At 41.6% G+C, this 25816-nt stretch carries 26 protein-coding genes; 14 read left to right on the forward strand and 12 right to left on the reverse strand.

Annotation, left to right across the window (positions count from 1 at the left end; translation table 11 throughout):
- The first annotated feature begins 2 nt into the window (after positions 1 to 2).
- Together PATL_RS16350 and PATL_RS16355 are read left to right on the forward strand one after the other, a co-directional pair.
- Entirely contained in the window at positions 3 to 1028 is a 1026-nt protein-coding gene (locus PATL_RS16350) for a DUF3549 family protein (protein ID WP_011575922.1), read from the forward strand.
- Positions 1025 to 1330, forward strand: coding sequence for a DUF3301 domain-containing protein (locus PATL_RS16355; RefSeq protein WP_011575923.1), 306 nt, complete (start codon positions 1025 to 1027; stop codon positions 1328 to 1330). The genes PATL_RS16350 and PATL_RS16355 overlap by 4 nt, the downstream gene beginning before the upstream one ends.
- Before the next feature lie 958 nt (positions 1331 to 2288).
- On the opposite strand, the gene PATL_RS16360 is transcribed toward PATL_RS16355, so the two are convergent.
- Entirely contained in the window at positions 2289 to 2933 is a 645-nt protein-coding gene (locus PATL_RS16360; protein ID WP_011575924.1) for a GNAT family N-acetyltransferase, read from the reverse strand.
- A gap of 113 nt (positions 2934 to 3046) precedes the next feature.
- Here PATL_RS16360 and PATL_RS16365 point away from each other — a divergent pair, with 113 nt between their 5' ends.
- Entirely contained in the window at positions 3047 to 3277 is a 231-nt protein-coding gene (locus PATL_RS16365) for a DUF2789 family protein (protein WP_011575925.1), read from the forward strand.
- Between the two features lie 75 nt (positions 3278 to 3352).
- Here PATL_RS16365 and PATL_RS16370 read toward each other — a convergent pair whose 3' ends face one another.
- Positions 3353 to 3721, reverse strand: coding sequence for a DUF3192 domain-containing protein (locus tag PATL_RS16370; protein ID WP_011575926.1), 369 nt, complete (start codon positions 3719 to 3721; stop codon positions 3353 to 3355).
- Positions 3722 to 3911: 190 nt separating this feature from the next.
- Between PATL_RS16370 and PATL_RS16375 the strand changes: the two genes are divergently transcribed.
- Entirely contained in the window at positions 3912 to 4202 is a 291-nt protein-coding gene (locus tag PATL_RS16375) for a hypothetical protein (protein WP_011575927.1), read from the forward strand.
- Between the two features lie 4 nt (positions 4203 to 4206).
- Here the strand turns inward: PATL_RS16375 and syd are convergent, their stop codons facing one another.
- Complete coding sequence (gene syd, locus PATL_RS16380) at positions 4207 to 4767, reverse strand: SecY-interacting protein (RefSeq protein WP_011575928.1); 561 nt, start codon at positions 4765 to 4767, stop codon at positions 4207 to 4209.
- Positions 4768 to 4893: 126 nt separating this feature from the next.
- On the opposite strand from syd, the gene queF reads away from it, so the two are divergent.
- From queF to PATL_RS16410, 6 genes are all read left to right on the forward strand, one after another.
- Positions 4894 to 5733 carry an NADPH-dependent 7-cyano-7-deazaguanine reductase QueF gene (gene queF / locus PATL_RS16385; protein WP_011575929.1) on the forward strand — a complete coding sequence of 280 codons (840 nt, stop codon included), beginning with the start codon at positions 4894 to 4896 and terminating at the stop codon, positions 5731 to 5733.
- A gap of 72 nt (positions 5734 to 5805) precedes the next feature.
- Entirely contained in the window at positions 5806 to 7161 is a 1356-nt protein-coding gene (gene ppnN / locus PATL_RS16390) for a nucleotide 5'-monophosphate nucleosidase PpnN (protein WP_011575930.1), read from the forward strand.
- An 87-nt stretch (positions 7162 to 7248) separates the two neighbouring features.
- Entirely contained in the window at positions 7249 to 7623 is a 375-nt protein-coding gene (locus PATL_RS16395) for a DUF3192 domain-containing protein (protein ID WP_011575931.1), read from the forward strand.
- A 14-nt stretch (positions 7624 to 7637) separates the two neighbouring features.
- Positions 7638 to 9395: an HDOD domain-containing protein gene (locus PATL_RS16400; RefSeq protein ID WP_011575932.1), complete on the forward strand. Its 1758-nt coding sequence runs from the start codon at positions 7638 to 7640 to the stop codon at positions 9393 to 9395.
- Between the two features lie 175 nt (positions 9396 to 9570).
- Entirely contained in the window at positions 9571 to 10578 is a 1008-nt protein-coding gene (locus PATL_RS16405) for an isocitrate dehydrogenase (protein ID WP_011575933.1), read from the forward strand.
- Between the two features lie 158 nt (positions 10579 to 10736).
- A complete protein-coding gene (locus tag PATL_RS16410) occupies positions 10737 to 11045 on the forward strand; it encodes a ComEA family DNA-binding protein (RefSeq protein WP_011575934.1) in 309 nt (102 codons plus the stop codon).
- A gap of 80 nt (positions 11046 to 11125) precedes the next feature.
- On the opposite strand, the gene galU is transcribed toward PATL_RS16410, so the two are convergent.
- A complete protein-coding gene (gene galU, locus PATL_RS16415) occupies positions 11126 to 12019 on the reverse strand; it encodes a UTP--glucose-1-phosphate uridylyltransferase GalU (protein WP_011575935.1) in 894 nt (297 codons plus the stop codon).
- A gap of 1 nt (position 12020) precedes the next feature.
- Positions 12021 to 13361 (reverse strand): UDP-glucose dehydrogenase family protein, encoded by a 1341-nt coding sequence (locus tag PATL_RS16420; RefSeq protein ID WP_011575936.1) that lies wholly within the window; start codon positions 13359 to 13361, stop codon positions 12021 to 12023.
- A gap of 430 nt (positions 13362 to 13791) precedes the next feature.
- Between PATL_RS16420 and PATL_RS16425 the strand changes: the two genes are divergently transcribed.
- From PATL_RS16425 to PATL_RS16440, 4 genes are all read left to right on the forward strand, one after another.
- Positions 13792 to 14148 carry a hypothetical protein gene (locus tag PATL_RS16425; protein WP_011575937.1) on the forward strand — a complete coding sequence of 119 codons (357 nt, stop codon included), beginning with the start codon at positions 13792 to 13794 and terminating at the stop codon, positions 14146 to 14148.
- A gap of 87 nt (positions 14149 to 14235) precedes the next feature.
- Positions 14236 to 14910: a YjbF family lipoprotein gene (locus tag PATL_RS16430; RefSeq protein ID WP_011575938.1), complete on the forward strand. Its 675-nt coding sequence runs from the start codon at positions 14236 to 14238 to the stop codon at positions 14908 to 14910.
- Between the two features lie 18 nt (positions 14911 to 14928).
- Positions 14929 to 15672, forward strand: a complete 744-nt coding sequence (locus PATL_RS16435; protein ID WP_011575939.1) for a capsule biosynthesis GfcC family protein — start codon at positions 14929 to 14931, stop codon at positions 15670 to 15672.
- Positions 15673 to 15803: 131 nt separating this feature from the next.
- A complete protein-coding gene (locus PATL_RS16440; RefSeq protein WP_232283337.1) occupies positions 15804 to 17798 on the forward strand; it encodes a YjbH domain-containing protein in 1995 nt (664 codons plus the stop codon).
- Between the two features lie 188 nt (positions 17799 to 17986).
- On the opposite strand, the gene PATL_RS16445 is transcribed toward PATL_RS16440, so the two are convergent.
- The 7 genes from PATL_RS16445 to PATL_RS16475 all read right to left on the reverse strand — a co-directional run bounded on the left by PATL_RS16445 (position 17987) and on the right by PATL_RS16475 (position 25810).
- Positions 17987 to 18766 carry a glycosyltransferase family 2 protein gene (locus PATL_RS16445; protein WP_232283240.1) on the reverse strand — a complete coding sequence of 260 codons (780 nt, stop codon included), beginning with the start codon at positions 18764 to 18766 and terminating at the stop codon, positions 17987 to 17989.
- Positions 18767 to 18849: 83 nt separating this feature from the next.
- A complete protein-coding gene (locus PATL_RS16450; RefSeq protein ID WP_049765966.1) occupies positions 18850 to 19746 on the reverse strand; it encodes a glycosyltransferase in 897 nt (298 codons plus the stop codon).
- Between the two features lie 216 nt (positions 19747 to 19962).
- Positions 19963 to 21720 (reverse strand): glycosyltransferase family 2 protein, encoded by a 1758-nt coding sequence (locus PATL_RS16455; protein ID WP_232283241.1) that lies wholly within the window; start codon positions 21718 to 21720, stop codon positions 19963 to 19965.
- Between the two features lie 42 nt (positions 21721 to 21762).
- Positions 21763 to 22860, reverse strand: a complete 1098-nt coding sequence (locus PATL_RS16460) for a hypothetical protein (RefSeq protein ID WP_011575944.1) — start codon at positions 22858 to 22860, stop codon at positions 21763 to 21765.
- Between the two features lie 191 nt (positions 22861 to 23051).
- Positions 23052 to 24215 carry a polysaccharide pyruvyl transferase family protein gene (locus tag PATL_RS16465; protein WP_041713981.1) on the reverse strand — a complete coding sequence of 388 codons (1164 nt, stop codon included), beginning with the start codon at positions 24213 to 24215 and terminating at the stop codon, positions 23052 to 23054.
- Positions 24216 to 24315: 100 nt separating this feature from the next.
- Positions 24316 to 25401 carry a sulfotransferase family protein gene (locus tag PATL_RS16470; RefSeq protein ID WP_011575946.1) on the reverse strand — a complete coding sequence of 362 codons (1086 nt, stop codon included), beginning with the start codon at positions 25399 to 25401 and terminating at the stop codon, positions 24316 to 24318.
- Positions 25402 to 25411: 10 nt separating this feature from the next.
- Positions 25412 to 25810: an adenylyltransferase/cytidyltransferase family protein gene (locus tag PATL_RS16475; RefSeq protein ID WP_011575947.1), complete on the reverse strand. Its 399-nt coding sequence runs from the start codon at positions 25808 to 25810 to the stop codon at positions 25412 to 25414.
- Positions 25811 to 25816: the final 6 nt, after the last annotated feature.

The following is a 25816-nucleotide window of genomic DNA, read 5'->3' on the forward strand; positions in this document are numbered from 1 at the left end:
ACATGAATCAAATCAGCTCCATCAGTGAATTTCTTCTTCACGCTCAAACTGAATACCATGTATTTGATATGGGTCGGTCTATTCGCAGCATTGATAGCCAGACTTTTTTAAACATAGAAAACGCCAGTGAAGCTGCCCCCTATCCTCGCCAGCAACACGCATGGTTTGGTATTATTTTCTTTAGTCGGCAATTGAGTCGAGAGCATTACATTTGGTTTGTAAAACTTCCTTTAGATGAAAAAGGTTTAGTTATCAGTGCTACGCGCAATCATTTTTTACAAATAATCACTGATGCTTTAGGCGCCCAGTTAGAACACAACAAAGCGGCCCAAGGGCGGTTACCAGAAAATCCGTATACGTTCGTTCCAAACCAACAGCAACTGGCCGATTTTAATAGCATGAGCCGCAATGTATTACAGCTACCGCCCAGTGAGTATTATTCACCTGCTGTGCGTTACTTAGCTCAGCCTCAAGCCCATGACTGGCAGAATGTCGCATTGCAAGGTATTGCCGATATTGCCGCGAGCGTGCGCCGTAAAGAAGGCGCGCTGTTGATTACTGAAAATATTACTAAGGTAGCCCCTCAAGTGCAGCAAGCGTTAATGTCATCACTTGAGAATTACACTTTAGATAAAGACACTAGCCAGTGTTTAATTGACCATGCGCACCAGCGTTTTGATGAGCCTCTGCAGATCCAGTGGACCTTACGCGCGTTAAGCCAAAGTGTTGCTAATACTGTCGTTAACACATTTATCCAGCGCGTACTGGATTCGCAGCACAGTAAAACGCCAGAGATCATGTTGTTGATTGCAGCAAGACATTGGCGCTGTTTACAAAACGAAAAAATCTTGCGCCAGTATATTAGTCAACTCGCCGACATTGATATCGAACTGTGCGCCGATTTATACAGTGACTTAGTGCAGATCCCAGGTATTCGCCCTACTATGCTCGGTGTCATCAGATGGCAAGATAAAACTCCAGCAGTAACGCAAATGATCGGCCATTTGTTCAGTGGACAACAAAAATGAATTTGTTTGATTTGACCTTATTTCTGGTGATCTTATTGGTGGTATTTCAGTTTTGGCGCATGCGAGCCATTACTGAAAAGGCTAACCAATATCTCGCTCAGTATTGTGATAAGCATGGCTTGCAACTAATCAGCAATGCACGGCATAAAACCCGCTTGGGTAGTTACAGAGGAAAGCTCGATTGGCAAAGTTGCTTCGTATTTGAATTTTCAGGTAATGGTGAAAACAGTTATCAAGGCACGCTTACTATGGCCGGAAAGCACATTCTAAACGTTGATACTCCTGCTTATCGAGTAGATTAATCGTTTAGAAAAGTAAATGTAAGCTGAGTTAGACACGGCCTCTTTATTGAGCCCAGAAACTGCAAAGGCGCGGCCTGAATCATTTCAAGCCACGCCTTTACATAAAAATTGAAGGTCCCTCTGTGCGCTCCTTCGCAACAACTACGTCACACCATCCTTGTCTTGTCCTTCTGTCATTCATCCTGAATGCGGCACTTATCCCAAGTGTGTCCTTTTCCTTTTATCACCTTCCTAGGTGAGTGCTGTCTTCCCAACAGCGATCCTGTTTGCGTCCAATGCGCTTACATCCCTATAAGCAACTCATCCTGAGTTAGTCCATATCCTTTTAGCTCTGTCGAGCAACTTCGTCCTGAAGCATTCATTTCATCCCTGTTCCATTCATCCCGAATGAACGCTCGTCCTGAGCGGGTCCTTGTCCATAGCGCTGTCGCGCGACTTCGTCCTGAAGTATCCTTGACATCCTTTCCATTCATCCAGAATGGGCACTCGTCCTGAGTGTGTCCTTTTCCTTATTACCATTTCCAAATGGGGTGCTCATACTGAGCCTTTCCTGATAATCCTTATAACAGTTTATCCTTTAAACTGTATTGCTCGTCCTGAGCTTGTCCTAGGTCATCCTTGTGTCTTCCTGACTCGTCGTGTTTCCCTGTGACGAAACAAACTATATAACAAACAAAAACATTTTCGACATAGATCCGTGACACTTGTGTGACACCTCTTAGCCTAAAGTCTAAATTTTGGATTAAATTACATAAATTTCAATAAGTTAAAAATATAACACAGAGAAATACTGGCGTTTAAAATGACTTTATCCTACACCCTTGTACGAAATCTCTTACAAGGGGTGGAGTTTATATCCTAACGCTAAACGGTGGGGCGGGTAATTAAATTAGGCTTGGTTTACAGAAGTTCCACTTTTATTCGGCAAATTTGTAAAAAAAAGTACAAAAATTGACAATTACTGGCGCTCACAAAACATTAAATGGCCTGTGATATGTCCTGTTTCTAATGCTTCGAGCATTTTATATTGCCCATCTTCAAAAAAAGATAAACATTTAGGTAAGGTGACGTATACACCAATCCCTTCACTGGCAGCATCTTCTTTCATCACACTATCAATGGCACTCATCAAAATATGCCCTAAGCCGTAGTGTTGGTAGTCAGGGTGCACACCTATAAACGACAACATATGGTAGCGCTGAGCCGGAATATGCTCTCGCACCTTCTGCTCTTTATCTACCATCTGCTTGGTGCCAAAGTAACCAGCAGTCAATAGCATTTTAAGACGCCAGTGCCAAAATCGGCTTGGCCCAAATTCAGCATCCGGCCCAATCAAACAGGCCACGGCGAGTAAACGCGTACCGTCAAATAGCCCTATCATAGGTTGCCTAGCTTGCCAAAAAGCATTGAGCTCTTCTCGGATGGCTGAACGCAACCGAGACTCATATCCTTCTTTGTTGTGTTGGAATATGTCCATGAACAAAGGATCATCATGATATGCCTGATATAAAATTGACGCGGCAATCTTTAAATCTTCCGCGGCTAAATATATCGCTTTGATGTTATCCATATCTGGGGCGACAACGGTTTGAGATAATGGCATGCTGCTCTCTCCTAGGAGGTTTTAATTCTCATTACATTTCCATAATACATGTTAATATTTTGTAAAACGACAATTAAGTCAAACATAAACCATTAAAATATCAGGAGTATTCAATGGAAAATTATCACACGACGATGGGTGACCTCTTTCAGCAGTTGGGTTTAGGGGATCAGGAAGGTGATGTTGAGGCTTTCATTGAGGAACATAAAGGGTTGCGCCAAGGTGTGCACATAGAAGACGCAGAGTTTTGGTCAAAAACGCAAGCGGAGTTTATTCGAAATGCATTGCTAGAAGATGCGGAGTGGGCAGAGTTAATTGACCAATTGAACACGCGATTGCGTTAAATCATTCTTATAATTTATATCATGCTCGTACAATAATTTACATCATGCTCATAGCGAGCATGATGTGTTTGATATCTACTGATTCAACATATTTAAAGCAGAATCCCCCCACCCCACAAGCTGATCATTTTTTATCACCAAAGGCGTGCATTCGTCTTTTGTCGTTACACCATCGTCATCTTTGCGCTGTGTGCGATAATATAAAACGTGATATTGATCATCACCTTTCTTTACGAACTCGCTAAAATCAGCGACGCCCATACGATCCATCACCTCCCCCGTACTTAAGTTCGGCTGAAGTCGCGCCACTTCTTTGCGATTGCTTCTTTCTTTTTTCTGCCAATCAGATTGATAACCGTCATGGCCATCACCGTCCACAGATATCACGCAGCCCGACAATAATAATGATAACCCCAATGTACCCGCCAGAATGAATGGCTTCATAAACAACTCCTGTTTTTAGTTTTATTCAATAACAATTTATGTGCGTCGTGATATTCACTTGATGATGAATATACAAAAACAACGCCAATATTTATCTATTTGATTTAAAAGACTATTTTAAATTTACAAAATACCTTAGCTCAGGTTAAATAGTCGTTACCGCTAAAATTTCGCTGAATTGACCAAACTCATGACAAAACCTTTATCCCAAATTGTGGCACTGTGCCAAACGCTAGCTACAGAGGGGAAAAAACCAAGTGTAGGATTAGTGCGCAGCCGCGCAGTGGGAAAATTATCAGTACCTGATGCCATAAAAGGCATTCAAAGCTGGCAAGCGCAACCCGATCAGTTAGTGGAGTCTAATAAAGAAGAAAACACAACAAGTGCTGAGCCTGCCACGCTAGAAGATAGAGTGGCTAAGCTTGAAAAGCAGCTGCTCCATTTAACTCAGCAACTGGAAAATTTGCTAGCGAAGGTGTAAATAATTAGTCAGTCGTCGTGGGCTCTATTTCATCTAAAAAAGTCGCTAAGTCGGGGGATATTTGCTCTTTAGGCTGCAAACCAACTTGCTCTAGCATCACCGCCCCCGTTTGGTTGTCCACACTTAATACAAAATCATCTTCATCTGTGAGTGCAATAAAGATAGTCTCGGGTTGGCGTAAGCGGCGTTTCATGAGTATGTGCCCCACGATATTTTGCTGAAGTCGTTCAAAATCTTCTTCATTCCACGCCTGTAATATCTGCAACTTACCACTAGGGTGCTGCGCCACTATGTTGTCGCTCCAGTAGCGAGAATAAAATTGCGCTACATCGGGATGCAGTGTTAATTCTAACGCCTCTGATAGGTCTTTAAATTCAGATGTTTGCTCACGCAATACCGGTTTCCAAGGAATTGATGTGCCTGATTCAGGGGTCACGTCTGTAGCGTAACAAGGGGATGGCCAATCCTCGTCATACTCAATGGCCCCTGCTTCAGCATGCTCCTTAACAAAGGCTGCGAAACGTCCCATAAAATCATCTAATGATTGATTTACTGTTGAAGTCATATTGTGAGTCCGTACTTCGTTTCAAATACGGGATAATGTAGCATTAAATTGGCTTCATCTTCTGGTAAAATAAGGCATAACCTAATGTAATATATCGTTAACCTGTCATCAGCTAGAGGCTCTTACATGCAAGATAAATCACTTCCTTCGGATATCTTAAGCTCCTTAACATTAGGCAAAGCGACACAATATAAAGAACACTACAGCCCAGAGTTACTGCAAGGCGTTCCTCGCAGCCTAAACCGTGATGAACTCAATTTAGGTGACACATTGCCATTTAAAGGGGTTGATCGCTGGAACGGTTACGAATTGTCGTGGCTAAACTTAAAAGGTAAGCCAGAAGTGGCTATTTTGCGCTGTGAAATACCTTGCGAGTCAGTTAATTTAATCGAGTCTAAATCGTTTAAACTTTATTTAAATAGCTTCAACCAAAGCAAAATCGAATCTATTCTTCATGTACAAAAGATGATCAGCAAAGATCTATCTGCCTGTGCAGGCTTGCCTGTAAACGTACAGCTTTTTGCGCGAGAAACGTTTCCTGGCTTACAACTTGGAACACTTGAGGCTCAGTGCATCGACGATTTAGATATTAGTGTCGACAACTACGACTTAGCGCCATCAATTTTGCAGGTTGAAGAAGAGCAGGTGCAAGAAACTCTGTGTAGTCACTTACTCAAATCTAATTGTTTGATCACCAATCAACCCGATTGGGGCAGTGTGTTGATCCGGTATCACGGCCGTAAAATTGACCAAGAAAGCGTATTGCGTTATTTAATATCTTTTAGACAGCATAATGAGTTTCATGAACAGTGCGTAGAACGTATTTTCAGCGACATCATGCGATATTGTGAACCACAGAAACTGACTGTGTATGCACGTTATACCCGTCGCGGCGGATTAGACATTAATCCATTTAGAAGTAATTTCGAGAGTATTTACCCAGAGCTGAGATTAGCTCGCCAATAAAACAGCATTAGTCACATGTGAGCCACTTATTTTTCTTTCACATGTCCATGCTGTTTTCATTTAAGGAAATCAATGAGAAGTATTCAGTTAAACCCCGTTGGCGCTATGAGCCAATTGTCTAAATTAGAAGTCGACAAGCTAAACCAATCTGCTGACAGTCAGCTTTACCACTTGTTTCGAAGTTGTTGCTTAGCCGTATTAAATAGCGGTGCTGAAACAGATAACTGTGAAGACCTATTTGAAGAGAACGCCAAGTTCGATATCCGTTTAATCAGTCGTGAGCGCGGGGTAAAAATTGAGTTAATTAACCCACCTGCTATCGCCTTTGTAGATGACAAATTAATTAAAGGTGTGCACGAGCACTTGTTCTCTGTGCTGCGTGATTTGCTCCATATGAGGGATAGCTTTGATGCGTCAGAGTTCCCTGGGGTGGCGGAATCGGCGTATATCACGCATAAAGTATTCGATATGATGCGTAATGCGCAAACCATTAAAAATACCGCTGAATTGAACTTAGTGGTTTGTTGGGGCGGGCACTCAATTGGCGAAACGGAATACCAATACACCAAAGAGGTAGGGTATCAATTGGGCTTACGCGAGCTGAACAGTTGTACCGGTTGTGGCCCAGGCGCAATGAAAGGCCCAATGAAAGGTGCGACGATTGGCCACGCGAAACAACGTTACGAAAATCGCCGCTATTTAGGCATTACCGAACCCAGTATTATTGCGGCTGAGCCACCGAATGCGATCGTGAACGAGCTCGTCATCATGCCCGATATAGAGAAACGTTTAGAAGCATTTGTGCGCATGTCCCATGCGATTATCGTTTTTCCTGGCGGAGCGGGAACCGCAGAAGAGCTTCTTTATTTACTTGGGCTCATGCTGAATGAAGAAAATAAAGAGCAAGTGTTACCCATCATTCTTACCGGCCCCAAAATCTGTGAAGGATACTTTCACGCCATAGACAAATTCATTGGGGCAACCCTAGGTAAAGAAGCGCAGTCTCTTTACCAGATCATCGTTGATGATCCCACATTGGTCGCTCAGACCATAAATCAAAAAAGAGCAGATGTACGCGCCTATCGTAAAGCCCGCGGTGACTCGTTTGACTTTAACTGGTCATTGAAAATCGAAGAGGAGTTTCAAGTACCTTTCATTCCCAGCCATGCCAGTATGACAGCATTAAATCTGCATTTTGATCAACCCAAAGCTGAGCTGGCAGCAAATTTACGTAAGGCATTTTCCGGTATAGTCGCCGGCAACGTAAAAGCAGAAGGCGTCAAACTGATCCGCGAGCAAGGTCCATTTAAACTCAATGGCGACCGAGCACTCATGACCTTAATGGATGAATTACTGCAATCGTTTGTTGTTCAGCAGCGAATGAAATTACCAGGCAGTGAATACGTGCCTTGTTACGAAATTATGTAATAAAATAAAACTGGGCGTGGTATTTTTAAACATTATGAGAGATTACCCGCTCAGTTATTAAATTTTAATCATGATAGAACGACAAAAATGAATAAGAAAATAGTCACTCGTATTGGCATTGGCGTAGCTTTGTATGCTGTTTTCGTAGCAGCTGTATTGCTGTTTTACCCTGACAATGCTCAAGATATGGACTGGAAAGATCGTGAAGAGTACAACAAGGTTCAAGTTGCTAAACTTGAATTAGGGCAAACCAAACAACAAATATTAGCCTTGCTCGGCGGCCCTGATATCAGTGAAGCCAAAAAAACCGACGGTGGGATGTATCAAGTCATGTTCTTTCGGACGCAACATGTAAAATCCGACGGCATCACAACTCAGGATGAGTGCACAGCACTTCTTTTGCAGAATGACGAGTTAATTGCTTGGGGTGACAGTGCCTACCAAGATTATTTAACTTTATAAGGGTTACCCGCTCTGTGCCTGATAGTTTAATTAAACAGCAGTATCAGAGCTTACATAAGTTGCTGGCGTTCTATCGCCGCCCTGCCCCGGAACCAGACTTGGTTCAAAAAACGCTTGATTTCAATAACGCGTTATTAGGATTAGCCAAACAGTACCCAGATCTTACCTTCGCACAAATACATCTTTATAAAGCGTCGCTACCGCGTCATTACAATTTAGCCTTCAGCGCTAGTTTGATGACAGCGCTGTTGTGCGTGCGCAATCGATTTAACGAAACAACCACGATTCAACTCATGAGCGCAGCCTTAAGTATTTTTGGGTTAGCTGAAGAAGCATCTAATGTTGACCAAAGTGAGCAGTCCGGCTTAGCAAAAGTGACACATCATGAACCACTGGCCAAAATATCCCCTGATACAGCATTCTGTCGCATATTAACCCAGTACCAACAAGGCGTGTGGTTACAAGGATATCGCCACGGTTTGTGGCTCAATAAAACCTTCAGAGAACACCTTAACTGGTTACAGCACGAGAGCATCGACACATCTGCCTTGGCCTTGGCAATCCGACTAACTTTGATGATGCACAATCCACAAAATAAGACGAAACAGAGCTTTCAAAGCGCCCTTGCATTAGTTGTTCAAAATTCGCCAAGTGCGCAAGCACAGTTATTAGAGCCGCTGATGGCATACCCAAGTGCTACACCGCCTGGCACTTATGTCATGTTAGATGATGACTCACTGGCTTTAGTTATCGGCATCGCAGGTGATAAATTGCTTTGTTATCCACAAAGCACATCCCGACATACATCGATGCACTCCTCTCACTTTACTGTTGACAGGGTTCGCGTCAAACACGCTTACCCAGCGCAAGCAATAAAGAAACTCAGTAATCTCACAACTTGGTGGGGAAATAATTGGCAGTTATTTGAGCAAGAGTCGAGCACGAAAGCAGAGTCGCCATTTATGCAAAGTTTTAAAATGAGCCGCCCCCCTGCAACCTTAACAGCAATACAAAGCCAGCTAAATAAACCGATTCAAGATATCAACAAATTGAGCTTAGCCATTGCACGGGAGCCTTCATTTGCCCAGCACTTACGTAAGACCGCATCCCAAAGTAGTCGACAAAAACTTCCTATTAAAGACATTCAGCACGGCTTGATGATGCATGGATTCGAGCGCTCTGGCAGCATTATTATGCAACAGGCGCTGCTAAGTAGATTAAACCAACACCATTTCCCTTTGCAACGAGCGTTTATTAGCTTCGTACAGTTACGCGGCCACATTGCAGCGAGCTTAGCGAAAATAGGAAATATTGGCATTCCCGAACAAGCGTGCACCTTGGCATATTTTGCCTGCGTCGGCTTATTTACCCATGTTCAACTAAAAATTCAAACCCAATGGCAAAAAAGTAACCGTACTAGCTATGATATGACGACATTAGTGCGCTGCATAAAGCCGGAACAGCTACGCAGTCATGCAGTGTCCATGGCTGAAGCTTGGCAGCAGCGGCGTCACGAGATTGTCGCATTGAATAATTACCACGATGCGAATTACCTAACCGAGAATAAGCGAAGCCCTCAGGTCGAATTGGCTGCTATTTTGGGGATCAGCTTGATGCTGGCGAGAGAACTTTATTTTAGTGATGCCAAACGATGTGTGCAAAGCCAACAATATTGTAATAGCGCCTGTAAAGCCTTACGTATAAATGTGCAAGAATTAGCGCTTATCAAATCTGAAGCCTATGCCATCTGTCATAGTTTTTCACCGTTGTAATTCCGCGTTACAGCTTATCACAACTGGTTTTAATAGCGGTTTTGTGGTATAAATCGCGCCCTAAAAATAACGACTTGTGTGTTGATAAACATAGCACATATCGCTGTATTCATAGCAGCGCTCGACAGACGACAATTGACGGCCCCCCGTCAGAATTAACTTTAAGGATTAGTTTATGACTAAGCAACGCATTACTGTCATTCGTGGAGATGGTATCGGCCCAGATATTATTGACTCTGCACTACAAATTTTAGACAAAGTAGGCTGTGATTTTGATTATGACTTTGCCGATGCAGGCTTAGTTGCCCTAGAAAACCACGGGGAACTGTTACCACAAGAAACGCTTGATTTAATCGCTAAAAATAAAGTCACCCTAAAAGGGCCACTAACCACACCCGTTGGTGAAGGCTTCACGTCAATCAACGTTAGTTTACGTAAAAAATTCCAGTTATACGCCAACCTGCGCCCTGTATTATCGTTTAAAGGTACGAAAGCGCGATATGAAGATATCGACATAGTAACCGTACGTGAAAACACAGAGGGAATGTACTCAGGTCTTGGTCAAGTCGTGTCTGAGGACGGAAACGAAGCCGAAGCCATGAGCAAAATTACGCGCACAGGTGCTGAACGTATTTTGACCTACGCCTATGAAATGGCAATTCGTGATGGTCGCAAAAAAGTAACAGCGGTACACAAAGCGAATATTTTGAAGTCAACATCTGGTTTATTCTTAAAAGTGGCTCGTGAGGTGGCACAACGTTATCCGCAAATCGAATCGACTGAAATGATTGTCGATAACTGCTGCATGCAATTAGTAATGAACCCACATCAGTTTGATGTCATTGTTACCACAAACTTATTCGGTGATATTTTATCTGACCTTTGTGCTGGTTTAGTTGGCGGCTTGGGTATGGCGCCAGGCGCAAACATCGGGCAAGACTGTGCGATTTTTGAAGCCGTGCATGGCTCAGCGCCTGATATTGCAGGCAAAAACCTTGCGAACCCAACGTCGGTTATCCTTGCTTCCATACAAATGCTTGAATACTTAAATATGGGCGAGCAAGCTGAAAAAATCCGCTATGCACTAAAACAAGTCATTGAAACGGGCGACCGCACCACAAGAGATTTAGGTGGAGAGCACGGAACAAGTGACTTCACTCAAGCAATGTTAGAACGCTTATAAATCCCAAGTCTATTTATTACAAAGGGGACTCTACTGAGTCCCTTTTTTTCGCTTAGCACTATATATAAGCCCCTTTTCTTTACCTTATTTAAAAGCGCGACTAGTCTTACTGCTGTGCAATTGCACCGAAATGGATCAATTAAACAAGGAGTTTCACTATGAAGAAGTTTATCGCTACCCTATTTTTTGCAGGTGTTTTATTGTCTGGTTATGTTGGCAACGTTGTTGCTGAGGCCAAAGTAGACAAAAGCAGTGTCACACAGAAGAAGTCGCAGAAGATCAATTTGAATACGGCAACAGCCGAGCAGTTAGTCACATTGCCAGGTATTGGTAAGAAAAAAGCAGCGGCGATCATCGCCTATCGAGACAAAAGTGGTAAGTTCGCTAAAATCAGCGATCTTACTAACGTCAAAGGTATTGGTAAAAAAATGGTGGCTAAACTCGCTGCTCACGTACAGGTCAACTAACGATTAACGTAAGATTAAGGCATAAAAAAAGCCCCGTGATAGAAAACATCACGGGGCTTTTCATTTAATTAAGTATGTAGTTATTTCACAAGCGTCTGTAAAAACTCATTAAACTCAGCACCTAATTCGGGGTGGCGCATCGCATATTCAACGTTCGCCTTCATGTAGCCTAACTTGCTGCCACAATCATGGCTTTTGCCTTTCATGTAATAAGCATCAACTTGCTCGGTTTGCATCAAAGAATCGATAGCATCTGTTAGCTGAATTTCATCACCTGCACCAGGCGTGGTTTTAGCGAGAAGATCCCAGATTTTTTCAGACAATACATAACGTCCAACAACAGCTAAATCTGATGGCGCATCTGATAGGTTAGGTTTTTCTACCATACCGTGCATCTTCGCTGATTCACCAGGTGACAGTTCTGCACCGTCTAAATCAACGATACCGTACTTGCTAACATCTTCTTGAGGAACACTTTCCACCATGATTTGGCTGACTTGACTGGTATTAAATTTAGCCGTCATGTCTGCCAAGTTATCCTTCTTAGGATTACATGTACCTTCATCAACAATAACGTCAGGTAGAACCACTGCGAAAGGCGCATCACCAACCATAGGGCGAGCACACAATACTGCGTGACCCAAGCCTTTAGCGACACCTTGGCGTACGTGCATGATGGTAACGTCTTTGGGGCAGATTGCTTGAACCGCTTCCAATAGTTGACGTTTAACACGCTTTTCTAGCGTGGCTTCAAGCTCAAAACTGGTATCAAAATGGTTCTCGATGCTGTTTTTACTCGCATGAGTCACTAAGATAATCTCTTTTATGCCTGCATTCACACATTCGGATACAACGTATTGGATAAGTGGCTTATCAACAACTGGTAGCATTTCCTTTGGGATCGCCTTGGTTGCTGGCAACATACGCGTTCCAAGACCTGCTACTGGAATAACGGCTTTCTTTACTTGACTCATTTTACTGTCCTTTTACTGATAATCCACGACCTATTGCATAGTAATGCAAGCCGTATTCCAACATCATGTTGGGTTCAAATAAATTCCGTCCGTCAAAAATTAGCGGAGAAGAAAGTTTTTCTTTAATTAGTTCAAAATCTGGTGCGCGGAATGCTTGCCACTCAGTACAAATAACCAAGAAGTCAGCACCGTTGAGAGCTGATTCTTTGGTGCCTACTAGGTCTAAATCATCACGGCTACCGTAAATACGCTGGGTTTCTTCCATCGCTTCAGGGTCGTACGCTTTAACTTTAGCGCCAGCTTTCCATAAATTTTCCATTAATACGCGGCTTGACGCTTCACGCATATCGTCGGTATTTGGTTTGAAAGACAAGCCCCAAATCGCGACTGTTTTACCTTTCACATCACCACCGAAGTGACGCATGATGTATTCGAACAATTTCTCTTTTTGTGCGTAGTTAACTTCTTCAACTGCTTCTAGCACTTTCGCACTGTAGCCAACACCAGTGGCACTGCGTACAAGCGCTTGAACATCTTTAGGGAAGCATGAACCGCCATAACCACAGCCAGGGTAAATGAATTGATAACCGATACGTGGATCAGAGCCGATACCACGACGTACATTCTCAATGTCAGCGCCCATTAACTCGGCGATATTAGACATTTCATTCATAAAGCTGATTTTTGTTGCTAACATACAGTTGGCAGCATACTTGGTTAGCTCAGCACTGCGAATATCCATCACGATGATTTTGTCGTGATTACGGTTGAACGGTGAGTAAAGCTCGCGCAGTTTCTTCTCAGAAGATTCACTCTTAGTACCGATGATAATACGATCAGGGCGCATACAATCATTTACCGCAGCACCTTCTTTCAAAAACTCAGGGTTAGACACCACATCAAATGTAACGCTCTTACCAAGTGATTCCAGCGTCTCTGAAACTTTTGCGATCACTTTGTCGGCAGTCCCAACTGGCACAGTTGATTTATTAATAATGATTTTGTGTGAGTCCATGTGCTCAGCAATTGTTTTTGCCACAGACAACACGTATTTCAAATCAGCAGAGCCATCTTCATCCGGCGGTGTGCCTACCGCAATAAAAACAACTTCGCCGTGAGCAATGCCGCGAGCAGCATCGGTTGTGAAATCAACTCGCCCTGCTTCGTAGTTACTTTTCACCAATGGGGTCAAACCAGGTTCATAAATTGGTATATGGCCTTGCTTTAATTTGTCGACTTTCTTCTGGTCTACATCAACACAAACAACATCATGACCTACTTCTGCCATTACTGCTGCTTGCACCAAACCGACATACCCAATTCCAAATACTGTAACTTTCATCGAAGTAATATTCCTTAAATGTAAATTCAGGCGAATCATACCGCCCAATTATGACAAACTTTTGATCCTATCAGCTAAAGCAAAAACAATGCCTAGACGCCACATAAGGCTTTCATAGCATTCATTACTCTCAACTGTCTTTTTTTCGCGACTAACTTTGTATTTTACCCTTTAATGTACGCATTTGGGAATGCCTAAAAAATAAATGAAACCATTTAACCAAAGAACATCTATTAAAACGTTAAATTAGTTGGCACACACCCAGTAAAATATGGGTTGTTGATATCTTTCGAAATCGCTAGATATCATTGCGCTATGTTACTAACTAAAGAATTTAATGATTGTTTTATCTACGCCTATTGAGGTCAGTAAATTATTCCATTAGAATCGGGACAGTCTTGATTTTTACTTAACATGAAGGGAATGTATTATGAAAAAGATTCTTATGGCTGCAAGCGCAGCATTAGCACTTGCTGGTAACCCAGTAATCGCTCAAGAAGTTGCTGGAGGTCAAGATTCGTCTGATTCAGCATTTGGTAATGTTTCTACTGGCACTATCGCGGCTGGTGTAGCAGGCCTAGCTATCGCAGCGGCAATAGTATCAAATAACCGTGGTTCTTCTTCTGTCGATGATGGTGGTGACCCAGATCCAACTTGTAATGGTGATGATGCTTTGGTTGACGGTGTATGTGTTGGCACAACAACAACTGTTACCGTAACAGGTACTGGTTCTATGACTAGCACAACTACTGTGCCGGTAACGTTTACCTACTCTCCAACTATTTAAGTTTTATTAAAAGTTTTAAAAGCCGCCAATAAAGGCGGCTTTTTTATTGGTTATAAACAATTACCTCAAGCGGAAACGCCGTTCATCATGCATTTTAAACCTTTGATTATTATTTTTATTTCCGTCATCGCTCTTTGTAGTTGTGGTGGGACATATCATGCCTATTACGAAACCTTAAAAATTGCTTTGAAAGAACCTAAAAATGCAAGTCTGAGTTTAGATGATGTCAAAGTATCCAAAACTGATATCATGTCAGTGATACGTGGTGATCGACCTACCGCAGTTATGGCGCTAGCATACCTCGAAAACGGTAAACATAAGTGGCTATCTAGTGATAATGCACTGTTAGTTTTAGAAAAAGGACGGATAGTCAGGACAATTGGATTTGAACGAGACCTGTTACACGTTTCAAACTCCTTTGCAGATCCCCTTAAACGTTCTCATCATCACTTGGCAAATCAGCAGTGGAAAATGGCGCTAGATTGGGAAAATGACGAATATGGTTACCCAGTTACATCTACATTCGGTCAGCCGAAATCAGAAGCGCTAACCATATTGACCAAATCAATCGATTCGATACGTTTTACCGAAACGTTGCGCTTTGAAGCCCCATCAGAATATATCCAAACAAAGCACGAATGGCATAATTACTACTGGTATGAGAAAACCACCGGCACGCTTATCAAATCTAAGCAGACTCTCTCACCTTTGTCAGAACCAATTGAAATGACGTACTTAAGCCGCATTGCGCGTTTAGATTAATTATTTGAGCTTTAAACAATGATCAAGAAATATAAATCGATATTGTTCGCAGCGATTACCAGTTTTAGCTGTGTAACGAGTGCGAACGTCACCATAAAATGGAATGAAGTTGACTACACTTTCGACTCCACCGTCCGTTTAACTGATGTCCTTTCTAAATTAGATTTGAACACTAATATTTATTGGCCATCAGCTGCTTTATTTATCCCTAATGATGTCACTCTTGAGCGAGCGCGGCGGTCCTCGTTAAGTAATCTTAATATTCTTGCTAGTCATTTGCCAAGTGATACTCACGAACAAAAAAGCGTCTTCACAAATTTAATCAATGAACTTGAACATTGGCATTTGGCCAATCGCCTATCCGTTAAGATTGATTATGACTTAGCCCGTATCTCTGAGGCTCACAACCCGCAGTTTGATAACGGCTATTATGTTGTAAGTCTACATGAGCGCCAAGAATCAGTAGAAATAATTGGCGCTGTAACTAATACCGTAGAGACAAAGCACTTACCTCATACTGATGTGAGTGAATATCTGAACAGTGCGAATATTGCATCTTTTGCCAATAGAGACACCGTTATAATCATACAAGCAGATGGACGAATAATAGAAGCCCCGACAGCTTACTGGAACCGACAACACCAAGAAGTCATGCCCGGCAGCATCATTTATGTTCCATTTAAAGAATCATTGTTTACACCTCAATACAAAGAATTGAATCAATTAATTGTGACGTTAGCCAAAAACAGGCTACACAAATGAGTCGTATGAAAAGAATAAATAGCAAACGCTTTTGTATTGCCTATGTCAGCGCCGCTTTGTGCTTTACCTCAAATGTAAACGCACAGTCTAACAACGAGAATTGGAATGTCGCTCCTGTCGGCAGCTCATTAATGGTTCATGGTGGAACAGGCTTAATTCAAACTCCAACATCTCGAATGTTAACCGATGGCGACTTACGAGTGAGCTATACCGACAACAATGAGTATCGTTTTTGGTCGGGAACACTGCAGTTGTTCCCCTGGATGCAAACAACGGTAAGATACACTGACGTGCGAACCCGCCTCTACAGTCCTGTGCCAGAGTTTAGCGGGAATCAGACTTTAAAAGACAAGGGGATAGACGTTAAGTTTCGCGTATTAAACGAGAGCTACTATCTACCTGAACTATCAGTTGGCTTCAGAGATTTTGGTGGAACTGGTTTTTTTGAAAGTGAGTTCATCGGCTTAAGTAAACGAGCAGGGAACTTCGATTTTCACCTTAATATTGGATGGGGATATCTTGGCACCTCGGGTAATGTATCAAATCCATTTTGCGATGTGTCCGACAACTTTTGTGAACGCCCAGGCGGTTTCACTGGTAACGGCGGGAAAATCGACTATCAACGTTTCTTTAAAGGACCAGCTTCAATCTTTGGCGGTATTGAATACCAGACGCCATGGGAGCCGCTGCGCTTCAAGGTAGAGTATGAAGGCAACAACTACGTCAATGATCGTGCAGGCTCACTTGAGCAGGACAGCAACTGGAACTTTGGTGCTAATTATCGCTGGAATAATTTTGATTTTAGTGTGAACTATCAGCGCGGTAATACTCTCGGTTTTGGTGTAAGTTATAACTTTAATTTACACTCTATCTCCCAAATCAAAATCGATAGGCCTCCTCGCCCGCTCACTGATGAAAAAAATGACTTTTCAATCAGTAAGATCAATGGTCAACGAATGACGCAGGATTTGTACTATCAAGCTGGCTTCGCACTGAGCACTTCCCACATAACAGATGACGAAGTCACTATCTATGGTCAGCAAATCAGTTACAGGCACGAAGATGAAGCAACCGAACGTGTAGGGCGGGTCCTCGCTTCAGAACTGCCAGAAACGGTAGATACGTACAAGATCGTTAATACCTCAGGTTCAGTTCCTATGGTTGAAACGGTCGTTGACGCAGCAGAGTTCAAACGCCAAGCGCGATATGAAACATTGGAGCCAGACTTACAACGTAGTTACCAGCGCATGGACGTCAGCGATGAAAGTGTCAGTAATTTTAATCCTAAAAATACTAGTGGTTTCTTTACTGGGATAGAAACGTTTTGGATCCAAACATTCGGGAACCCAGAGGAATTTTACCTTTATCAAGGCGGCATTATGGTAAACGGCGGATACAGTTTCGATGGCAAAACCAGTGTCGTGGGCACAATAAAAGCTAACTTGTTGCAGAATTTTGATAAGTTTAACTTCACTCGCGATCGTGCCCCTAGCTCGCTGCCTAGAGTAAGAACAAATGTTCGCGAATATGTTTCAGGTCGGGATATAAGCCTAGAAAATTTATACTTACATTGGAATAACAGAATTGCAGATAACTTATATGCTCAATTCTATGGTGGGTATTTAGAAACAATGTATGGTGGCGTGGGCGGTGAACTACTTTACCGTCCAGTTGATAGCAACCTAGCTTTTGGATTCGACATAAACTACGTTCAACAACGGTCTTGGGAGAACGACATAGACTTCTATGACTATAAGGTACTTACTGGCCACGCTAATGTCTTTTGGCAACCCGAATTTTTACCTGACACCCTTTTAACGATTAAAGTGGGCCAATACCTGGCTAAAGATAAAGGGGTTACTATTGACTTTGCCAAACGCTTCGACAGTGGGATTGTTGTAGGGGCATACGCAGCGATAACCGATGTAAGCTCTGAAGAATACGGCGAAGGTAGCTTTACTAAAGGATTCTACCTTTCCATCCCCTTCGATTTGTTCTCACTTAAGCCAGCCAAAGGAAGTGGTAAAATACCGTGGATCCCGATTTCACGAGATGGTGGTCAAGCCCTTAATCGCCCAATCGAGCTATTTGGTGTTACAAACGAACGCTCTCCTTTCGCTCGATAGAAATTCAGAGCAAAACAAAATACATCTGGCGAACTCCCGCCGCCAGATGTGCCATTTTTTCTGACGGATCTATTTGTGCTTCAAGTGAAGTAGGGAAAGGATTACAGTTTTGTTAGGTAGACATCAGCTCTTGGATGATAAAAACATAGGTTTACAAAAAAGCGCTAACTATTGCAAATTAGGAGTGTTTACCAGTGCTGACTAAAAGAACCATCTCGTTTTAATAATCCGTCAATTATCCCACAACACATAAATTTTACCCGTTGCCAGCGATCTGTTTGCAAAAATGCATTCGCGAAAAAGCGGATTGGCATGCATAACAGATTGCGCATCTTCCAATACCAGGGCACATAACCTCTGCGGCTTAAAATAAGAATATTTCGGAATTGGTAGTACAAACGAACCGGCGAACCCACTTTATAAGTAACACCAGCAAATTTGTGACGGGCATCTCCGAGTTGATGAACCATTTCTACCTTTTCGGCGATCGCAACCATCTGGTTCTGCTGCTTAGCACGCCAGCACCATTCGTGATCGACACCATCGATAAACAAAGCTTCGTCTTTAAAACCAATTGTTTCAAGCTTAGATAAATCTATCATCATGCCAGAAGAGATAATCTGCGTGACACAGACTAAATCATCATAAACCGATATCTCTCTTTGCACTCTAGGCTTAACCGTTTTCTCGGTAAAAGAACAAATAATGCGGGGACCTATAGCCACTAGAGGTCTGTTTTCAACGCGTGACGCAACCATCAAAGAAGACAAACGAAAAGCAAAGTCACTATCGATAGAGCTGTCTTGATCGAGCAAAATACCATATTCGCAATTGGCTGCTTTCAAATCGCGTAAACCAATATTATGCGCTGCCGCAATACCTATGTTGTTCGGGAAATGATGATAGTGTAAGTTGTCATGATCGAGCGATAATTCAGTGGGCGTAGGGGAATTATCGACAATACTCAATACATCTACCTGCTCCACCACACTTAATAAAAGTGGTAGTGTCTGAGACAACTTAGGCTTGTAAAGAATTATTGTCGCGCCAATCACTCGTGTTTAACTCGCTTGTTTAAAAGGTAACGGTCTATTTTATACGCTAGCTTAACAAGTTTCGCTGGCATTAACCGTAATACTAATACGCTACATGCATAAACGATATTGCCAACACCATAGCGCTTCAATACCTTCATTGTGTAAAAGCGCGCTTTAAACTCGTTTAACGATTTGCTATAGCCTCTGCGCTTGTAGAAATCGTTAACCCGCCTAAACTGTAAAAGCCTATCTGGCAAGTTTGCGAACTTGTAACCAGCAGCAGCAAGGTCTGCCCAAAAGAAATAATCCTGCGTGTTCTGCAGCCCATCTCGATACCGGAACCCCTGCTCAAAGACACTAAAACGAATTGCTACTGTCGGGTGATTAATAGAACAACGCTTAGGTAAAAAACGCATAATTTCATGGTGTTTTAGAGGGAGCTTGCGTTGGCCAACTTTTTCACCGTTCTCGTTTATTTCTGTCAGGCCACTGCCCAAAATAGAAATATTTGGGTTCGCTTTCAAGAACATGACTTGTTTTGCCAACCGATCCACAATAGAGATATCATCAGCATCCATTCTAAAAAAAAACTTAGCTTGAGGAGTATGTTCTAATGCCCAATCGACTACGAAATTCATACAATTGCTTAACCCAACATTATTTTGGGATTGAATTAGGAATACATTGTCATGTTCTTCACCTTTCCTAACTAGGAGTGCTCGTAGACACAACGGGATATCCCCATCAATAATAATGACGAAGAGAGAGTTTGTATATGTCTGGTTAACCATACTTTGAATAGAATGCTCTACCCACTCAGTTCTGTCGCCAGCATAGACTCCCATACCAATTATCGACTCAAATGAGGATTTAATAGGTAATTTGGAGATGATTTTGAATGTATTACTCAACTTGTAAAATGACCCATCTAGTATTATTTTTTCAACCACAAGCCGCTAATAATAAGATTTGTGCAGGGGCCAGAATTACGACGGCGAAGTATAACAAAGTTTTGAGTTAAAGTGCTAAGTACAACGTTCAATTAAAGCCCGTATGTTAATAGGTATTTGTGCCTGCATAATTTATCCGGATAAGTCCTCAAATAAATTATCCTCTTTACGTAGTACTCATTCTCTAATAGAAAAATTTTCAAACCTAAGCGTTAGATTCGGATTATAAGCAGGATCATTCTTAATTAACTCAGGCCATTTACGCTGTAAATAATCCAACTCATTCTCAAAACGTTGTCTCTTCTCTAGTGTGTCATCAGCCCCTCTTGATATAGACTCGTGATGAAAAAGTTCAGCCTCAGCACAATAGAGATTTTGACGTCCAAGCTCCCTGATCCTTAGGCAGAAATCAACATCGTTGAAGGCAACTGTAAGGTCGTCTTGGTTTAGCCCCCCAACAGCATCGAAGTCTGACTTTTTGACTAAAAGACAGGCAGCTGTCACTGCACTAAAATTATTAGTCACGGCAAGGCGATTTAAATAACCAGGGTGATAGCGGGGGAAGTATTTATGTGCATGGCCTGCCCCCCCCCCATAACCCATTACTACACCCGCGTGCTGAATACGCATATCAGGATATAACAGTTTTGCCCCCACACAGCCAATATCAGCTCTAAGAGTGTGGCCAACCATATCTGTAAGCCAATTTGCACTAATGACTTCAATATCATTATTAATCAACCCCACTATTTCACCTTTGGCGTGAGCCACGGCAAAATTGTTAATGGCTGAATAATTAAACTCATGTGGATAACGGAGTAATCTAACCTTATCTTCTGAATCAACCAGTTTATCAAAATAAGCTAAAGCCTCTGGATCATCTGAATTATTATCTATCAATAAAATTTCGAAGTTCTGATAGCTGGTTTTTGACAATATTGATGAAATACACATCTGCACTAAGTTCTTTGCATTTTTGGTCGGAATGACCAAACTGACTAAAGGTTGTGTTTCTTTGTACCACTCGACCTTGGCAAGACCAATCACCTCAGCTTTGGTCACAATAAACTGTTCATTATTCAGCTTGCGTAGCTCCCTATCCCATTGCAAAGAATATTTAAAAGTTTGATGCACCAGACACAGTGGTATGTGCTCAATACTGAGTTTAACTTCTCTAAGATAATAATCTGCAAGCCAAAGTGCTAAAGCACTTGCATCTTGATTATCAATGACGAAGTGCAAAAAATTATGGATATCGGTCGATTTTTGAATCAGCACTCCAGTTCTAATGTAACCAGTAGTAAGTTGTAGATCTGGGTTCCAAGCAGGGAAAAACTCTGCGAGATGTCGCTCGCCTTTACAATCTATCGAATCAATATCACAGTAGAATATTCGTTTGTCATCGTTTCGCTTTGCATAAAATGCAAAAACTTTAGTAGCAGCACAGTGAAGAATGTCTCCTCCTCTTAGAACGAACAATCCATCTCTGTTTTCTGACTTTATTAAATCGTCCAATGCACCAAGTTCTTTCGTGGAGGAATGAGAAAACTCTTCTAAAAGACGACTAACATCAGCACTCTGCCCCTGGAGGTAAATAGCACTAACCGCTGAGTTCGTTATAAGTGAAGATAAGGTATTGCGATCGGCGTCAACCTGACCACTAAGGGTCACGAGAGTACTCAGCTTTTCATCTGCAAACTTATTTTCACATATGTCAGCCATTTCAATAGCTTGTTTTACAATTGCTTTGCAATAGAGTTTTTGCAATTTCAGAGGGGAAGGAAAACCGTAAAACAAGCCAGACTTTTGTAGACTTCGACTGTATAGGTTGAACAACCAAAGCTGCTGCCGCATGTGCTTCCGAGTTTTTTCTGGAAATAGGCCTACGACATATTTTACCAACCACATTAGATACTTTTTTGATGCTTTAATCACTGCACAACTCTAAATGTAAAATTACAAATTCCGCTAAAGTCATTAGCGCCTCAAAATACTTATTGACGAAGAGACATATTTTTTTATCCCATTTCGTATCTTCAATAGCCAGAACCGGAGTTTGTAGCGCTTATCATAGGAATTACAAAATAGTTCATGAAAACGTTCGTTATCTTTGTGCCTTATACTATTCACTTCATGAGTCAATAGATAAAAGCTCGCTCCCAACTCTCTCTGCAAATAGCTACAAACTGAAAGAAAGTCGCTTTCTGACAACACTTGTTTTAGATATGGCTTAGATGATGGATTTTGCATCTCTTTAATTAATGGCGCTAAGACATCTCCACCGAGTTCTTTAGCATAGTTCGCGAGTACCTTAGAATAGTAAATACTGTCTTCAAAATATTGTTTACGAGTAATGAGGGAGTAATCACCTGTCCCTTCTTTATACCCTTGCAGCGCTCTATCTACTAAAACTTGATAATCTTCTAATTCGAACTGATTAAACCACCTTTTAAACTCTAACGCTTCAAACTGATAAGAACTATTTACAATGGGTAAGACAACCTGCTGTTCTACGCCTAATACAAATAATAAATCCGATACAATATTACCTCCTTTAAAATACCGACTACCATATAGTCGAACCTTGAGGCTATCTCTCCCGTGCTGCTGAACGAACTCCACCAGTCGAGACATATAAGGTAAGCGCTTGCCCCGTGTCGCATTAATAGGAGCTAACTGAAAGTGACGTTTAACGGATTGATTATAACTAGACTCTTTAACTTCTAACGGGTTACGTAGGTATGCTATGAACTTAACATTAGGTAATCTCAGTTTTAACTCATCCATACGTCTGAAGAAAAATTCAGACGAAAGCAGTAATATTGAACACGCGCTTGCTTCAAATTCCGTTAATATTTGTTCAAGCCCCTCTGTGTTCAAACATAATTGCTTATCTTCATTCAAGTCATACAAATTCCGAACATTTCCGGAACTCACACCATTCACATCAACATTATGAGGAGGATAATAAATACTATTGGTTTCAAGAAAAGTGCGGTTATTACTCAACCATTGTTGCAGCGCTGAAGTGCCCGTTTTAGGCGGGCCAACATGAATATATATCTCTTTTTTCAATTCGCCTTCCCGATTTTGCGATTTTTACAAACAGTTGTTACATTAAAATTCGGTAAGAACAACGAGCTATAGCTATAATAGAGAGCATCGTGAGACAGTTTTAAATGATAACGTTAAACTAGCTCTTCAACGGCGCTGAAGAGCCGGACGCATTTTAGCGTGTAATAGGAGGGGAATAAAGCAAGAATACTTTAAATGGCTTTCAGCAGATCTCCATGAGCTGTGGCCGGACGTTCCGTAAGTTTCAGTAACCCGTCACCCGGCATCAAACCAGTTTTTTCTATCAGCGCTTGATATCGTTGAGCTAACTTCTTACGAGATGAATCATAGAATCTCCCATCAAACCGAACACCACTTAGAACTTTTTCAATCGTACTGGCCCTGGTAATATCTTCAAGCGGGTAGGTCGGCAACGCCATGACGTCGGCTAATTCTTGCGTTCGAGAGTCATGGGGCAAAAATATACTTGGTGTTCCCGCTTGTAACGCCAACATATTTCCGTGCAGCCTAGTACCGACAGACAAATCAAATTGGTGTAGCTGATACATCCACTCGTTAACATCAAAATACGACACGAACTGATTATTGACCATTTTTTCAAAGTAAGATAAGGACACTGAAGGGGCAAATATATTGTGCACTCTGCGTAGAAGCTCGTTGTCTATTTGCCTTGTGTCTCTATGGGATAGTTTCAACAAGTCTAGCGGTGCTTGATTGATTACATCAGTATTACGACCAATAGCCCAGTTAAACATAATTCGAACTTTCTCAGCTAGTTTCGGAGTAATATCTATATTGAGAGCCAGTTTTTCGATGTTTTTCAGCTGCGAGAACTTGTTAGCTATTTGCAGTCCTAAATCCGGTGAAGGGTTAGTAAAATTTGACGGGCAACCAAGCACCTCTATATTATTCACTCCATTTTCAGCTAACACCTGAGCAGTATAGTTACCCCTTACTCCGACCTTCACAGCTCGTTCTGATATAACCTTTAAAAACCGCTTAGTCCCAGCATTGAATTGCAACTTTTTCGACATATTTGCTGCTTGAGCACCAAGTCCACATATAAGTAATGGCGTGTCGGCTTTATCGATTAAGTCTGCCAATCCGCCCATATCCCAATCAGGATTCAGTTGGTTGGCAGCCGGAAATACAAGAAAATCATAGTTATTTTTCACATTCTGAGGATCGAAGCTCCACCCAAAATAATCTTTTGGATTAGCCACTTGTTGGCTCATCGCATACCAAAAAGCAAGGTTACCGGTGTTCAGACCAACTTCTTTAAAAAGCTTTTCGATGGGTTTATTAAAGCTATTTTCTATAAACCCAGGGCGTCCAATGAAAGCGACTCTTTTCATGATCATCTCCTGAAATCTCCGATATTGATTAATTAATCAAATTTAATCGTATTTGATGACCTTAAGATTGCAGTTAGATGACGTTTAAATGAATCTGAGTCTAAGCGTGACCATTACTCTTTAAAAAAATCTTCTTGATTTTTAACCACAAAGACTGAGATTTCACATGTCTTTTTAAAACATACGAAATCCTTTCACTATGATTAATTGAGGCAGTACTTGATTGCGATATTTTAACGCAAATATCGGTGTAAAGTTTTGGATACGAGTCCATTAAGTAATTACAAATTTGCCCCAGTTGCTGATGACCGAGCAATTGTTCAGCACACTTAGGCATGGCACGAACTTTGAGATAATTAATTAAACGTCGACCATTGTGAACTTTATAGGTCTGCACAAAATCGCGGACCTTATTTAACGCTTGTTTTTGGTAACGTTGCGACAGCTCGTCCGGTAATAAAGTGAATGACTTCGTACCATCGTTATAAGCTTGAAGTGCTTGGTCTATAGAAGGATCCAGCTCTGTCAATTTGAATTGATTTAACCAACGCTTAAACTCTAAAGCTTCCAGAGTATAGGATCGGTTCGTAATTTCCTTAACTGACAAAGGTGCAGGTAACGAAAGGTCCAAGCAAGAAGAAAAGTCCGACACAAGATCAAACCCACCATCATTCTTAGGTAAATACGCTCGAAGTAAAAAACGAGCTCTTCCGACAGTATTAATTAGTTCTGTCAAAATATTGATTGTCGTAGTGTGTAAATTTTTATTGAATTTAGCTTCAGAAGTTCGGTTGTGCCGTTTAACGGATTGATTGTAAGATGACTCAAATGTCTCCAGAGGGCACCTTATATAAGCAATAAACTTTGCCGAAGGTATTTTTTCGGCTATATCTTCAACCAAATAGAAGAAATACTCAGAACTCAATAATAAAGTATGTGCAGAACTGCGCTCAAATGAGGCGAGTAATTGAGTTATTTTGTCAAGACTCACGCCCCACTTACCATCGTTATCCATTGACAGAATTGATGTCAAATTACCTGAGCTAATACCATTTGGTCCAATTTCATGCTCTGGATAATACACACCACTATCACTCAAAAATGCTCTGCTTCTCTGCAAGGCATATTGAATAGCAGAGGTGCCACTTTTAGGTGGCCCTATGTGAATAAAAATTCGTTTACCCATGTCTTTCAACTTACTCAGCGGAAGAGCTGATCACCTCAATCAATTCAGTAGTTGAAATAGAGGGTGTTCTAGGAAGGTAAACAACCTCACATAAGTCTTTCAAAAAATCGAATTTACCTTCCCAATCATTTCCCATTACTAAGACATCAGCCTTATAGTATCGAATATATTCAGCCTTCAATTCTAATGACTCTTCAGGAAAGCAAAGATTTACATAGCGCAAGCTATTGATGATCTTCATCCTATCATCCTGATGGTACACAGGGTTCCGCCCTTTTTTCGAAAAATTCAACTTGTCAGTTGAAACGCCGACTATCAACTGGTCTCCATGCATAGAGGCACGTTGAAGTAGGTTGATATGCCCAACATGAAATACATCAAAAGTGCCAAATGTTATTACTGTTTTCATTGTTTC

Source organism: Paraglaciecola sp. T6c (assembly GCF_000014225.1).
Lineage (GTDB): Bacteria > Pseudomonadota > Gammaproteobacteria > Enterobacterales > Alteromonadaceae > Paraglaciecola > Paraglaciecola atlantica_A.

What these genes read in the sequence shown, in the direction of transcription:
- PATL_RS16470 (WP_011575946.1), bottom strand. Translation starts at nt 25,401, where the DNA reads ATGGGTAAACGAATTTTTATTCACATAGGGCCACCTAAAAGTGGCACC.
- PATL_RS16375 (WP_011575927.1), top strand. Translation starts at nt 3,912, where the DNA reads ATGACAAAACCTTTATCCCAAATTGTGGCACTGTGCCAAACGCTAGCT.
- PATL_RS16360 (WP_011575924.1), bottom strand. Translation starts at nt 2,933, where the DNA reads ATGCCATTATCTCAAACCGTTGTCGCCCCAGATATGGATAACATCAAA.
- PATL_RS16370 (WP_011575926.1), bottom strand. Translation starts at nt 3,721, where the DNA reads ATGAAGCCATTCATTCTGGCGGGTACATTGGGGTTATCATTATTATTG.
- PATL_RS16405 (WP_011575933.1), top strand. Translation starts at nt 9,571, where the DNA reads ATGACTAAGCAACGCATTACTGTCATTCGTGGAGATGGTATCGGCCCA.
- PATL_RS16440 (WP_232283337.1), top strand. Translation starts at nt 15,804, where the DNA reads ATGGTTCATGGTGGAACAGGCTTAATTCAAACTCCAACATCTCGAATG.
- galU (WP_011575935.1), bottom strand. Translation starts at nt 12,019, where the DNA reads ATGAGTCAAGTAAAGAAAGCCGTTATTCCAGTAGCAGGTCTTGGAACG.
- PATL_RS16475 (WP_011575947.1), bottom strand. Translation starts at nt 25,810, where the DNA reads ATGAAAACAGTAATAACATTTGGCACTTTTGATGTATTTCATGTTGGG.
- PATL_RS16420 (WP_011575936.1), bottom strand. Translation starts at nt 13,361, where the DNA reads ATGAAAGTTACAGTATTTGGAATTGGGTATGTCGGTTTGGTGCAAGCA.
- PATL_RS16355 (WP_011575923.1), top strand. Translation starts at nt 1,025, where the DNA reads ATGAATTTGTTTGATTTGACCTTATTTCTGGTGATCTTATTGGTGGTA.
- syd (WP_011575928.1), bottom strand. Translation starts at nt 4,767, where the DNA reads ATGACTTCAACAGTAAATCAATCATTAGATGATTTTATGGGACGTTTC.
- PATL_RS16425 (WP_011575937.1), top strand. Translation starts at nt 13,792, where the DNA reads ATGAAAAAGATTCTTATGGCTGCAAGCGCAGCATTAGCACTTGCTGGT.
- PATL_RS16410 (WP_011575934.1), top strand. Translation starts at nt 10,737, where the DNA reads ATGAAGAAGTTTATCGCTACCCTATTTTTTGCAGGTGTTTTATTGTCT.
- PATL_RS16435 (WP_011575939.1), top strand. Translation starts at nt 14,929, where the DNA reads ATGATCAAGAAATATAAATCGATATTGTTCGCAGCGATTACCAGTTTT.
- PATL_RS16465 (WP_041713981.1), bottom strand. Translation starts at nt 24,215, where the DNA reads ATGAAAAGAGTCGCTTTCATTGGACGCCCTGGGTTTATAGAAAATAGC.
- queF (WP_011575929.1), top strand. Translation starts at nt 4,894, where the DNA reads ATGCAAGATAAATCACTTCCTTCGGATATCTTAAGCTCCTTAACATTA.
- PATL_RS16350 (WP_011575922.1), top strand. Translation starts at nt 3, where the DNA reads ATGAATCAAATCAGCTCCATCAGTGAATTTCTTCTTCACGCTCAAACT.
- PATL_RS16430 (WP_011575938.1), top strand. Translation starts at nt 14,236, where the DNA reads ATGCATTTTAAACCTTTGATTATTATTTTTATTTCCGTCATCGCTCTT.
- PATL_RS16365 (WP_011575925.1), top strand. Translation starts at nt 3,047, where the DNA reads ATGGAAAATTATCACACGACGATGGGTGACCTCTTTCAGCAGTTGGGT.
- PATL_RS16395 (WP_011575931.1), top strand. Translation starts at nt 7,249, where the DNA reads ATGAATAAGAAAATAGTCACTCGTATTGGCATTGGCGTAGCTTTGTAT.
- ppnN (WP_011575930.1), top strand. Translation starts at nt 5,806, where the DNA reads ATGAGAAGTATTCAGTTAAACCCCGTTGGCGCTATGAGCCAATTGTCT.